12 protein-coding genes are annotated in these 12716 nt (G+C 60.1%); all 12 read right to left on the bottom strand.

Features of this window, described 5'->3' with window-relative positions; all coding sequences use genetic code 11:
* Positions 1-16 precede the first annotated feature (16 nt).
* The 12 genes from ACYZT5_RS32880 to ACYZT5_RS32825 all read right to left on the bottom strand — a co-directional run bounded on the left by ACYZT5_RS32880 (position 17) and on the right by ACYZT5_RS32825 (position 12710).
* The gene (locus tag ACYZT5_RS32880; RefSeq protein WP_462048995.1) at positions 17-1723 is read right to left on the bottom strand and encodes an ATP-binding SpoIIE family protein phosphatase; all 1707 of its coding nucleotides are present in this window, start codon (positions 1721-1723) and stop codon (positions 17-19) included.
* Between the two features lie 5 nt (positions 1724-1728).
* Complete coding sequence (locus ACYZT5_RS32875) at positions 1729-2034, bottom strand: STAS domain-containing protein (protein WP_462048994.1); 306 nt, start codon at positions 2032-2034, stop codon at positions 1729-1731.
* A 95-nt stretch (positions 2035-2129) separates the two neighbouring features.
* Positions 2130-2579 carry a flagellar export protein FliJ gene (gene fliJ, locus ACYZT5_RS32870; protein WP_462048993.1) on the bottom strand — a complete coding sequence of 150 codons (450 nt, stop codon included), beginning with the start codon at positions 2577-2579 and terminating at the stop codon, positions 2130-2132.
* A gap of 6 nt (positions 2580-2585) precedes the next feature.
* On the bottom strand, positions 2586-3944 hold the full coding sequence (gene fliI, locus ACYZT5_RS32865; protein WP_462048992.1) for a flagellar protein export ATPase FliI: 1359 nt from the start codon (positions 3942-3944) through the stop codon (positions 2586-2588).
* Positions 3934-4743, bottom strand: a complete 810-nt coding sequence (fliH, locus tag ACYZT5_RS32860) for a flagellar assembly protein FliH (protein ID WP_462048991.1) — start codon at positions 4741-4743, stop codon at positions 3934-3936. The genes fliI and fliH overlap by 11 nt, the downstream gene beginning before the upstream one ends.
* Positions 4744-4750: 7 nt before the next feature.
* Entirely contained in the window at positions 4751-5770 is a 1020-nt protein-coding gene (fliG, locus tag ACYZT5_RS32855) for a flagellar motor switch protein FliG (RefSeq protein WP_462048990.1), read from the bottom strand.
* Positions 5763-7547 (bottom strand): flagellar basal-body MS-ring/collar protein FliF, encoded by a 1785-nt coding sequence (gene fliF, locus ACYZT5_RS32850; RefSeq protein ID WP_462048989.1) that lies wholly within the window; start codon positions 7545-7547, stop codon positions 5763-5765. The genes fliG and fliF overlap by 8 nt, the downstream gene beginning before the upstream one ends.
* Positions 7548-7561: 14 nt before the next feature.
* Positions 7562-7891: a flagellar hook-basal body complex protein FliE gene (fliE, locus tag ACYZT5_RS32845; protein ID WP_008072611.1), complete on the bottom strand. Its 330-nt coding sequence runs from the start codon at positions 7889-7891 to the stop codon at positions 7562-7564.
* A 151-nt stretch (positions 7892-8042) separates the two neighbouring features.
* Positions 8043-9428, bottom strand: a complete 1386-nt coding sequence (locus ACYZT5_RS32840; RefSeq protein ID WP_462048988.1) for a sigma-54-dependent transcriptional regulator — start codon at positions 9426-9428, stop codon at positions 8043-8045.
* 5 nt (positions 9429-9433) lie between these two features.
* On the bottom strand, positions 9434-10657 hold the full coding sequence (locus tag ACYZT5_RS32835; protein WP_462048987.1) for a sensor histidine kinase: 1224 nt from the start codon (positions 10655-10657) through the stop codon (positions 9434-9436).
* 110 nt (positions 10658-10767) lie between these two features.
* Positions 10768-12243, bottom strand: coding sequence for a sigma-54 dependent transcriptional regulator (locus ACYZT5_RS32830; RefSeq protein WP_462048986.1), 1476 nt, complete (start codon positions 12241-12243; stop codon positions 10768-10770).
* A 170-nt stretch (positions 12244-12413) separates the two neighbouring features.
* Positions 12414-12710 carry a flagellar protein FliT gene (locus tag ACYZT5_RS32825; protein WP_462048985.1) on the bottom strand — a complete coding sequence of 99 codons (297 nt, stop codon included), beginning with the start codon at positions 12708-12710 and terminating at the stop codon, positions 12414-12416.
* Between the last annotated feature and the right edge of the window lie 6 nt (positions 12711-12716).

Genomic DNA, 12716 nt, shown 5'->3' with positions numbered 1-12716 from the left:
ATCAAGAATGCGTGGATTATGCCAGAGCCTCCCAGAAAAATTCCACGCGGGCACTTCGACCATTGTCGGACCAACTCGCATTGTGGCCCAGTTGACGGATCAGACTGACGCCACGTCCCGACAGACGGACACCATCGACGGGCCGCTCCATCACCCGCGCGACATCGAAACCCTTGCCACTGTCTTCGACCCGAACCGTCAGGCAGCCGCCCTCGCCCCTCGGGACAACCTGCAAATGCACCCGCACGAAGCCGTCCTGCAAATCGTCCAGGCGCGTTTTGCGCTGTTGATAATAACGGGTAAAACCCGAGGCATCGCGTTTGAGCGCCGAATCCAGCCCCAGCACGCCATGCTCCAGGGCATTGGAATACAGTTCGGCCAAAACACTGTAGAGCGCCCCGCTCTGAGCCCGCAGACCGTGGACCTCAAGCAGCAATTGCAGAAGATACGGCAATGGATTGAAACGTCTGAGCGTGGCGGCGCGAAACTCGAAACTCACTGACCAGTCCAGCGGGCAGGACTGGCCGCTGTCGGAATACACCAGCGCCGGCGGGTTCAGTTGCGCGGCGTCCAGCAGACTGACTTCGACCATGCTCACGTCATCGCGGGCCTCGCCGCGAAAGTCCCGCAACGCCTGCTCGATCTCTTCGAACAACTCATCAGGCTGACGATTGGCCGCAAACACCTGCTGCAATCGCTCCACACCAAACAACTGTTCGTTGGCATCGCAGGTATCGATCACCCCATCGGACAACAGGAAAACCCGATCCCCGACCGCCATCGGAAACACCTCGGTGCGGTCATTAAACGATTGCGGGCTCAGTACGCCGAGCGGCAAATGCCGAGCCGTCAGCGCCGTGCGCTCACCACTGGCGATGCTGTGCAGGTAGCCGTCCGGCATCCCGCCGTTCCAGACCTCCACCGAGCGCCGCTGAAAACTCAGGCACAGCAGGGTTGCACAACAGAACATGTCCACCGGCAGGATGCGCTTGAGCTTGGCATTCATCTCGCGCAAGGTTTCGGACAGGCCGTAACCCTTGGCAGTCATGCCGTAAAAGACTTCGGCCAGGGGCATCGCACCGACCGCGGCCGGCAAACCATGGCCGGTGAAATCGCCGAGTAGCACGTGCATGTCGCCGGTCGGGGTAAACGCGGCCAGCAGCAGGTCGCCGTTGAACAGCGCATAAGGCGATTGCAGGTAGCGGATATTGGGTGCATTCAGGCAGCCGGAGTGGGCCACCTTATCGAACACGGCCTTGGCCACCCGCTGCTCGTTGAGCAGGTAGTCGTGGTGTCTGGCGATCTGATCGCGCTGCTGCAACACCGTGGCCTGCAACCGCCGCAAGCGATCCATCGCCTTGATCTTGGCGGCGAGGATCACTTGGTTGTAGGGCTTTGCCAGAAAGTCGTCGCCCCCAGCCTCCAGACAGCGGGCCAGCGCTTCGCTTTCGGTCAGCGAGGTGAGGAAGATGATCGGCACCAGGGTTTCCCCGGCCAATACCTTGATCTGTCGCGCAGCCTCGAAACCGTCCATCACTGGCATCATGGCGTCCATGAGTACCAGTTGCGGTCGCTGTTGGCGAAACGCTTCAACGGCTTCGGCACCATTGGCGGCCGTCTGCACCTCATGGCCCTGGCGACGGACGATGGTCGACAGCAGCATGCGATCGGCCGCGCTGTCTTCGGCGATCAGGATCGTCAGCGGTTCGAACAAGGACTGCATGGCGGTCACGCCACGTCGAAGATTTGTTCGAAGTTGGAGATGGCGAGGATCTTGCGCACATCTGCATTAGCGTTGGTCAACGTAATCTCGGCACTCTCGCCACCGGCGTGATCACGCAATAGCAACAACATGCCGAGCGCTGAGCTGTCGAGGTAGGTGGCCTCTTTCAGGTTCACTTCGAAGGATTCGGGTTTTGGCTGAAGATTTTCGTAGGACTCGCGAAATTCCTGATGCTTGGCGAAATCGAATCGTCCCCTGATCGATATCGTCAGTTTTTGCCCATCTTGAGATACTTCTGTAACAACTGACATTGAACGGCTTCCTTGTCATTGGTGAACGTACGTGTAGAAGGTTTAGCACTTGGCGGGGGCCGGAGCAAGGCTGGAAAATTGTTGAGCACCGCTGATCAGTAAGGATCCTGACGAGGTAACCGCTGGGACAACTCATCCAGCAGCTTTTGCTCGCGCCGGTCTTCCAGCCGCTGCGCCTCATCCCTGTAGCGCAACACCAGTTTGCGCAAGCCTTCGACCCGAGCATAAGCCTGTTGCCAGGTTTCGCGCGCCTTGTTCAGATTGTTTTGATGCCATACGAGGCTTTGTCGCTGCTGGTCGATGGCAGTACCCAGTTGCGCAAGGAAGCCTTGATAACCCAGCAGCCATTGGCCCGACACGCCGCTGCTGCCGCGCACGATCCATTGCTCCTGATAATCGAGGCGAAAGGCTTCGAGGTCGGCGAGTTTGCTTTCTGCCAGACGGACCTGCCCCTGGAAGTGCCCCAGGCGCTGGACCGCGGTTTTCTCGACTTTTTCAGCCATTTCGACCACGGGGGCCAGGCGCGATGCTCGGCTCTGGACCATGGTCGGTTAGCCGCCAGCCGCGGGCGCGAAGATCGAGCCGAGATAGGCTTCGCTTTCGCCCAGACTGATGCTGTCGTTCAAACCCTGGCGCAGATATTTGACCAGCTGCGGTTGCAGGGCGATCGCCAGGTCGGTTTCCCGATCACCACCCGCGACGTAGGCGCCGACGCTGATCAAATCCCGACTCTGTTGAAAACGCGACCACAGCTGCTTGAAGTACTGGGCGCGAGTCATGTGCTCCGGCGATACCACCGACGGCATGACCCGGCTGATGGACGCTTCGATATCGATGGCCGGGTAATGACCTTCCTCGGCCAGGCGCCGGGACAGCACGATGTGTCCATCGAGCACGCCTCGCGCGGCGTCGGCAATCGGATCTTGCTGGTCATCGCCTTCGGACAATACGGTGTAGAACGCGGTGATCGAACCGCCGCCCTTCTCGGCATTACCGGCCCGCTCAACCAGTTTCGGCAGCTTGGCAAACACCGATGGCGGATAACCCTTGGTCGCCGGCGGCTCGCCGATGGCCAGGGCGATTTCTCGCTGGGCCTGGGCGAATCGGGTCAGGGAGTCCATGAGCAACAGGACGTTTTTGCCCTTGTCGCGGAAATACTCGGCGATTCGCGTGCAGTACATGGCAGCGCGCAGACGCATCAGCGGCGCATCGTCCGCCGGGGACGCCACGACGACAGAACGCTTGAGCCCTTCTTCACCGAGAATGTGCTCGATGAACTCTTTAACTTCACGACCCCGTTCACCGATCAGCCCGACGACGATGATGTCGGCCTCGGTAAAGCGAGTCATCATGCCCAGCAGCACACTCTTACCCACGCCAGTACCGGCGAACAGGCCCAGACGCTGGCCGCGACCAACCGTCAGCAAACCGTTGATGCTGCGAATACCCACGTCCAGCGGCTCGCTGATGGGTTCGCGCTTGAGCGGGTTGATGGTTGGGCCGTCCATCGGCACCCAATCTTCGGCTTTCATCCCGCCCTTGCCGTCCAGCGCGCGACCGGCGCCATCGAGCACCCGCCCGAGCATGCTCATGCCCATCGGCAAGCGACCGGTGTCCGCCAGCGGAACCACGCGGGCACCGGGAGCGATGCCGGCAACGCTGCCGACCGGCATCAGAAACACCTTGCTGCCGGAGAAGCCCATGACTTCGGCTTCGACCTGCACCGGGTGATAACTGTCGTCATTGATGACCATGCAGCGGCTGCCCATGGCGGCGCGCAAACCTTCGGCTTCGAGGGTCAGGCCGACCATGCGCAGCAAGCGGCCTTCAAGGATCGGTGCGCCGGCAAGCTCCGTGGCCTCGGCGTAACTGCCGAGGCGCTTGGCGAAGCTGGTGCGATCAAGGCGCATCGGGATCGTCCAGTTCGGGTTCGACCGGCGCGACTGCTGGCTTGTCGTTGATTGGCAGTTCCAGGCTCAGATCCGGCGCAGCCGGGTGCAAGGCCTGTTCGTGTAACTGATCGAACAGCTTGTCCATGACCCGCGCAACGCGGGTTTCGACCGTGGCGTCGATACGGCTGTGTTCAGTCTCGACCCGGCAACCGCCGGGCAACAACGCCTCGTCCTCGACGATGCGCCAGGTTTCTTCATGGCGCTCGCGCAGGGCTTTGACCTGTTCGAAATCTTGCGGATTGATGTACAGCCGCACATTGCCCACGCCCAGCGGCAAGAGCTTGAGGGCCTCGCGCATGACGTGTTCGATCTGCGTCGAGTCAATGGCCAGTTCGCGTTGAATCACCTGTTTGGTGATGTGCTGCACAAGGTCGACCAGGGACTTTTCGATCAGGGTGTCCTGTTCGGCAATGGGCTCGAACAGATGCCCCATCAGTTGCTCCAGCCCGGTAATCTTAGCGGCCAACGCGACTTCGGCTTCCTGACGGACCTTGAGCGTAGTGCTGTGAAAACCTTCTTTCTCGCCCGTGGCGAAGCCTTCGTTGTAGGCCTCCTGGCGAATGCTTTCGAGCTCTTCGAGGGTCAGTGGCTGGACTTCTTCCAGCGGCACTTCTTCCATTTCCGGCGGCTCGGGCTCAGGTTCAGGCTCGGGCTCCGGCACAAAAGGGTCGAAACTGGGCAGCGACCAGACGTCGAAGCCACCGACGTCCTTGGCACGGATCAGGTCGGTGTTGGACTCATCATGTTTGGACGACATAGTGACCTTAGATCATCTCTTCGCCGCCCTTCCCGCCGAGAACGATTTCTCCGGCTTCGGCCATACGGCGGGCAATGGTGAGGATTTCTTTCTGCGCGGTTTCCACGTCGCTGACGCGCACCGGGCCTTTGGCCTCGAGGTCGTCGCGCAACAGTTCGGCCGCCCGTTTGGACATGTTCTTGAAGATCTTCTCTTTGACGCCTTCGTCCGAACCTTTGAGGGCCAGCACCAGCACGTCGGAGGACACTTCGCGCAGCAGCGCCTGAATCCCGCGATCGTCGACATCGGACAGGTTGTTGAACACGAACATGAGGTCTTCGATCTGACCGGACAGGTCTTCGTCGACTTCGCGGATCGAGTCCATCAGCTGGCCTTCGATCGAGCTGTCGAGGAAGTTCATGATGTCTGCCGCACGCTTGATGCCACCCAGGGTGGTGCGCGAGGCATTCGAGTTGCCGGAGAACTGCTTCTCGAGAATCTGGTTGAGTTCTTTCAGGGCCGCCGGCTGCACAGTGTTCAGCGAGGAAACCCGCAGAATGATGTCCAGACGCACCTTATGGTCGAAGTTGCCGAGTACTTCACCGGCCTGGTCCGGATCGAGGTACGCCACGACGATCGCCTGGATCTGCGGGTGCTCGTAACGGATCACGTCGGCGACGGCGCGCGGTTCCATCCACTTCAGGCTGTCGAGGCCGCTGGTGTTGCCGCCCAGCAGAATGCGGTCGATCAGGCCGTTGGCCTTGTCTTCGCCCAGTGCCTGCGTGAGCATTTTGCGCACGTAGTCGTCGGAACCGACGCCGAGGCCAGTCTGGTCGCCGACGATGTCGACGAACTCGCTCATCACCTGCTCGACCTGCTCGCGGTGCACGTTACCCATCTGCGCCATGGCCACACCCACACGCTGGACCTCTTTGGGCCCCATGTGGCGCAGCACCTGGGCGGCGTCGGTTGAACCCAGGGACAGCAGCAGAATCGCGGCTTTGTCGACCTTGCTCAGTTTGGCGGCAACGGCTCGGTTATCACTCATCTGCGTTAATCCACTCTTTCACGACCTGGGCCACGCGACCCGGATCTTCTGCCACCAGACTCTTGATTGCGTTCAACTGTGCGTCATAGCCTTCGCTCGGGCTCGGCAGCAGGATGCTGGTCGGGCCACCGAGGCTGACGCGGTCGTTGGCCAGTTCGCCGTCCAGGCCGCCCATGCCACCGAGTTCTACGTCGCTGCCGAGGCCCAGTTGTTTGCCTTTGCCGCCATTGGTGATGTTGTTGAGCACCGGACGCAGCACACCGAACACCAGCACCAGGATGAACAAGACACCCAGCACTTGTTTGACGATGTCCCAGAACCATGGCTGGGAGTAGAACGCAATATCGGCAATCACTTCACCGCGCTCGGCGGAGAACGGCATGTTGATCACGCTGACGCTGTCGCCACGGCTGGCGTCGAAACCGACCGCGTCCTGTACCAGGCGAGTGAAACGCGCCAATTCGTCGGCACTCCACGGTGCACGGGTGGTTTCACCGTTGGCCGCGTTGATCTTGACCTGGTCATCCACCACCACAGACACCGACAGGCGATTCAAACGGCCCTGTTGTTGCTTGGTGTGGCTGATGGAGCGATCAAGCTCGAAGTTCTTGGTGGATTGTTGACGCTTGTCCGCCGGGTACGGTGCGAGCATGGGCTGGCCGGTGGCCGGGTCCATGATTTGCTGACCGTTGGCATCAATCAATGGCTGGCCTGGCTGCACCATGCCGGCCGACGCGGTAGCGCCACCGGTGGTTTGCGGCGCGGAGGCTGGCGCTGGTGGCTGGTTGCTCAAAGCACCCGGCACACCTTGCGGGCCATTGCTGGCGGTGCGTTGCTCATTGACCGACTGCTCGCTGCGCAAGGCCGGTTGATCCGGGTTGAACTGCTCGGAGGTCGACTCGACAGCACTGAAATCCACGTCGGCCGAGACTTCGGCTTTATAGCGATCGTTGCCCAGCACCGGCTGCAGAATGTTGTGCACGCGCTGAGTGAGCATGCTTTCCATGCGACGGCTGTAATCGAATTGTTTGCCGGCCATGGTCAGTTCGGAGTTTTCCGCCTGATCTGACAGCAGGTTGCCCTTCTGGTCGACGACAGTGATCTGGGATTTGCTGAGTTCGGGAACGCTGGTGGCCACCAGGTTAATGATCGCCAGCACCTGGCCAGGCTCCAGCGAGCGGCCGGAGTACAGTTCCACCAGAATCGAAGCGCTTGGCTTGCGCTCGTCGCGCACGAATACCGAGCTTTTCGGAATCGCCAGGTGCACGCGGGCACCCTTGACGTTGTTCAGGCTGGAGATGGTGCGGGCCAGTTCGCCTTCGAGACCGCGACGATAACGCGTCGCTTCCATGAACTGGCTGGTACCCAGGCCCTGGTCCTTGTCGAGGATTTCAAAACCGATGTTGCCGTCGCTGGGAGTGACACCAGCGCCCGCGAGTTTGATTCGCGCACGGGACAGGTCATCGGCCTTGACCAGCAAGGCACCGGAGTTTGGTTCAACGGTATAGGGAATATCGGCTGCAGCCAGCGTATCCATGACCTGCTTGGCGTCCATACCGGCAAGGCTGCCGTACAAAGGCCGGTAGTCCGGTTGCTGGGACCACAACACCACGGCGAAGCCAATCGCCACGCTCGCGGCCAGGCCGACCAACAGGCCCACCTGACGCAACATGGTCATCTCGGAGAGGTTTTCCAGGAAGGACAACCCGAACAGCGGCGGCTTGCCGTCTATTGGAGTGGCCTTGGCCGGAACATTATCGGCGACTGCTTCTGCCATGACTCAATTCGTCCTTAAACCGGCATCTGCATGATGTCTTGGTAAGCCTGAACCAGCTTGTTGCGTACTTGGGTCAACGCCTGAAAAGACACGCTGGCCTTCTGCGAGGAAATCATCACGTCCGTCAGGTCGACGCCGCTCTTGCCGATCTCGAAGGCACTGGCCAACTGATTGGACGCCTGCTGGGTGTCGTTCACTTTATTGACGGCCTGACCGAGCATGTCGGAAAAACTGCTGCCACCCAGTTCAGGGACGGCGGCAGTCGATTTCGGCGCGGACATGGCATCCATTTGCATGGAGCGCATGTCCAGCATCAATCGATTGAATTCAATACCTTGGCTCATGGTTTCTCTCTTTGACGAGCTACGTCTTTGGCGACGGCGACCCGCAATTTTTTGACACTCACTCGGCGGGTAGTGAGGTGTTAGCAACAAGGGTGCCAGCTCCGTGGCCGCTCTGAACAAAAGCCGTCACCGGCTTTGCATTGCTGACGAATCAGGTGGCGAACAAATAAGCTTCCACGTCCATTCCGGCATCACGCATCTGCGCCAGCTTGTAACGCAGGGTGCGCGGACTGATGCCCAAACGCTCGGCGGCCTCTTTGCGACGGCCGCGCTCGGAGCGCAAGGTGTCGATGATCATCTGGAATTCACGGCGACGCAGGTCATCACCCAGTGCCCCGGCCGACTCGGATTCGACCTCCACCGCTCGCACGGACGTCGGCGCCAAGGCTGGCAACGGCGCACAGGCGACCGGCCCGGCCAGACAGAAATCCTCAGGCTGTATCAAACCGCCCTGCTGCAGGATCAGCGCCCGCTGAATCGCGTTATCCAGCTCCCGCACATTACCCGGCCACGGATAACCGATCAGGCACGCCTGTGCCTCAGGCGACAGCCTTGCCGCGGCATGCTTCATTTTATTGACGTACTTGGCCAGCAGACGCTCTGCCAGCGGCAGGATGTCGGCGGTGCGCTCGCGCAGCGGACGCCAAGCCAGCGGAAACACCGACAGGCGATAGTAAAGGTCTTCACGGAAACGCCCCGCCGCCACTTCCCCTGCCAAGTCACGGTTGGTGGTCGCGACGACTCGAATGTCCAGCGTGATCGGCTTGCGCGCGCCGACCCGCTCGACTTCGCGCTCTTGCAACACGCGCAGCAACTTGGCCTGCAGGCCCAGGGGCATTTCGGAAATTTCGTCGAGCAAGATGGTCCCGCCATCAGCCTGTTCGAACTTGCCGGCCTGAGCCGCAATGGCGCCGGTGAACGAGCCCTTCTCATGACCGAACAGCGTGGCTTCAAGCATGTTGTCGGGGATGGCTGCGCAGTTGATCGCAATGAACGGCTGACTGGCACGATGGGAGTGCTGATGAATGTAACGCGCCAGCACTTCTTTACCGGTCCCGGACTCACCGGAGATCAACACTGTGGAATCACTGCGCGCCACTCGCGCAGCCAATTCCAGCAATTGCGCACTGGCCGGCTCGAACGCTACAGGCCCCTCGCCCTCGGTCGCGCCGAGGCTGCCCAGCGCATGACGCGCCACCAGATCGAGCAACGCCTTGGGTTCGAACGGTTTGACCAGGTAATCCGCCGCGCCCTGACGCATCGCATCGACTGCCCGCTCCACGGCGCCGTGAGCCGTCATCAGCAATACCGGCAGCTGCGGCTGACGAGCGCGCAACAATCCGAGCAGTTGATGGCCGTCCATGCCCGGCATGTTGACGTCACTCAGCACCAGGTTGAACGCCTCGGCAACGACCGCGGCCAGCGCTTCTTCCGCCGAGCCTACCGCCGTGTAATCGTGCCCCGCGAGCAGCAGCGTATCCGCCAGTGCTTCGCGTAGCGCGCGGTCGTCCTCGACCAGTAAAACCTTGATTGCCATGTCCTTCACTCCGCTCCCTGAGCGCTGTGCTTTTCACCAGAAAAAAGCGGCAGGACCACCTGCGCACACGTGCCGCGACCGAGCCTCGAGCGCAGTTGCAATTCTCCCTGATGGGCACGCGCCACTGCCTTGACCACGGTCAGGCCGAGGCCGGTACCGGTGGTTTTTGTGGTAAAGAAGGGTTCACCCAGGCGCGCCAGTACTTTCGGATCGATGCCGCTGCCGCTGTCGCTGACCGATACACGCAGGTTGTTGTCACGGGCATAGAGATGGACTTTCAAACGAACGTCGCCAGCACTGGCCTGGATGGCGTTCTCGATCAAGTTCAGGATCGCCCCGACCAGCGTGTCGCGATTGCACAGCAACTCGCCGCAATGACTGTCACATTGCCAGCGAATCGGCAGGTCCTGCACATGGGTCAGTGCGGCCGCCTGCAGCGACTGCATCAGCACCTTGGGCGTGACGCGATCGGTCAGCGGCAGCTCGCCACGAGCAAACACCAGCATGTCGCGAACCTGATGCTCCAGCTCATGCAAACGCTCTTTCAGGCGCCCGGCAAAACGTTGCTGGATCTCGACCGGCAATACCTGCTCAGTCAAATGACTGGCGTAGAGTAAGGCGGCGGATAAAGGTGTACGAATCTGATGAGCCAGCGAGGCGACCATTCGGCCGAGGGACGAGAGTCGTTCGTGGCGGGCCAGCTGATCTTGCAGATGACGGGTTTCAGTCAGGTCGTTGAGCAACACCAACTGGCCGGGCTCGGCATCCAGCGAGCGAGTGGAGATCGACAAGCGCCGACCGTCCTTGAGAGAGATTTCATGGCCGTCGTCTTCACGGGGCGCAAAGCAGCGGGCAATGACATGACGCCACAATTCGCCCTCGAGAGGCAGACCGAGCAGTTCGCAGGCAGCGGGGTTGGCTTCGCGCACGATGCCTTGTACGTCGATGACGATAACGCCGCCGGGCAACAGATCAAGAAGGTTTTGCAGCCGGTTGGCCAGGCGTTCTTTTTCCGCCAGCTCCTGCATGCGCTGAGCGCTGACGACCGCCAGCTCACCCTTGAGCTCGGTGACCCGAGCCTCAAGCATGCTGTAAGAGTCGGTCAATTGGCTCGACATCTGGTTGAACAGTGCAAACGCCTGCTCAAGGCCAAGCCGGCTCGCCTGCTCTACGGACGACGGTTGCCCCGAAGCGTCAGGGACAGGAGACATCTGGGCGGCTTGGGGCATCGTGCTCTCTCGCTTGGCTGACCGTCAGTTAAACGGAACGTTGCGAGGGATGTAGCAATACCCGTGCCTAAAAAAAACCGCCTATAAATGAAGGACTTGAAAAACAGGCGTCAATCATCTGCCTGTTCATCACCGTCACGACGGCTCATGCCGTACTTGCGCATCTTCTCCACCAGTGTGGTGCGACGAATTCGCAGCCGCTCTGCCGCACGCGCGACGATGCCATTGGCATCATCCAGCGCTTGCTGAATCAGCCCTTGTTCCAAACCACCGAGGTAGTCTTTCAGGTCCAGGCCTTCCGGCGGCAGCAGGGCGCCGGCAGAGAAATCCGGGGTATGACCGTTGATGGCCACCCGCTCTTCGAGATCGCTGCGCAGGCTGTCGACCAACTGCTCGTCTTCATCGTCGACGTAGCGGAATTTCTTCGGCAATTCGACCACGCCGATCACTCCGTACGGATGCATGATCGCCATGCGCTCCACCAGGTTGGCGAGTTCGCGAACGTTGCCCGGCCAACCGTGACGGCACAGCGACATGATCGCCGCGGAATTGAAACGGATCGAGCCACGCTTCTCGTGCTCCATGCGCGAGATCAACTCGTTCATCAGCAGTGGAATGTCTTCGACACGTTCGCGCAGTGGCGCCATCTCGATCGGGAACACGTTCAGGCGGTAGTACAAGTCTTCGCGGAAGGTGCCGATCTCGATCATGCTTTCGAGATTCTTGTGGGTCGCGGCGATGATGCGAACGTCGACGCTCTGGGTCTTGTTGCTGCCCACGCGCTCGAAGGTGCGCTCCTGCAACACGCGCAGCAACTTGACCTGCATTGGCAACGGCATGTCGCCGATTTCGTCGAGGAACAGGGTGCCGCCGTTGGCCAGTTCGAAACGTCCGGCACGGCTGGTGATTGCACCGGTGAACGCGCCCTTTTCGTGGCCGAACAGTTCGCTTTCCAGCAACTCGGCCGGGATCGCCCCGCAGTTGACCGGAACGAACGGCGCGTCACGACGCTTGGAGTGATAGTGCAGGTTGCGCGCGACCACTTCCTTACCGGTCCCGGACTCGCCGAGGATCAGTACGCTGGCGTCGGTGTCGGCGACTTGCTGCATCATCTGACGGACGTGTTGAATCGCCCGGCTGGTGCCGACAAGACTGCGGAAAAGATTGGGTTCGCGATGACGACCGCGCTCGCGGGCCTGGTCGTACATCTCGCGATAGACCTGGGCACGGTGCAGGGAGTCGAGCAATTTGCTGTAGCTGGGTGGCATTTCGAGGGTCGAAAGCACTCGGCGACGCTGGTCTTCTGGCAAGTCAACGGAAGAATTATCGCCCATTAACAAAACCGGAAGGAACTCATCCCAAGTTGAGAGTGTCTTTAACAAGCCCACAAGTGCACCAGGAGCATTGACCGTCCCGATGAGGACACAGATCACTTCACGACTTGATGACAATGAGCCGACAGCCTGCTGCCAGTCATGGCTCCCGCAGGGTAAATTTTCTTCGCCAAGAAAATTTAAAATCACCGCCAGGTCGCGGCGGCGGACGCTATCGTCATCAATCAGCAGAATTTTGGTTTCACGCCACATGCAATAGCAACTTCCCTAGTCAACTCAATGCCCAAAATGTTGGGGCAAGCTAAACGCTTGCAGGCAAGGTCATGCCTGAAGACGACTGAAATATGGAACCAGCCACTAGTTAAGTCAAAAAACCGTGCACAGTCAAATTTATGGCGCACTATGTTTGGATTAACCGGGGATTAACCAAACAGATGGTAAACCTTTGCCGCGTTCTGTGCTTGATGGATCTGCGACATCTCGTCAACTATCGCTTGCCTCTCCCCTGTCGCCGCCTCCAGAAGCTGTTTATACACCCCCAGCAACTCCTCAAGGTTGTCGCGCAATGCGGCCTCGTCCACCGAAGCTTCACTCAAGACGTCTTCCATGCAGGAACGGCAAGCCAGGTCCAATTCACCAATGGCTTCCCAGTTACGCTCAGCCAAAGCACCGATCAGGCCATCACGGGTTTGTTCGATTCGCTGCAATACAAGACTCATGGTGAT

Source organism: Pseudomonas sp. LB3P14 (assembly GCF_054898045.1).
Note: the sequence above shows the minus strand (reverse complement) of the source record. Positions and strands in the feature narration are given on the sequence as shown.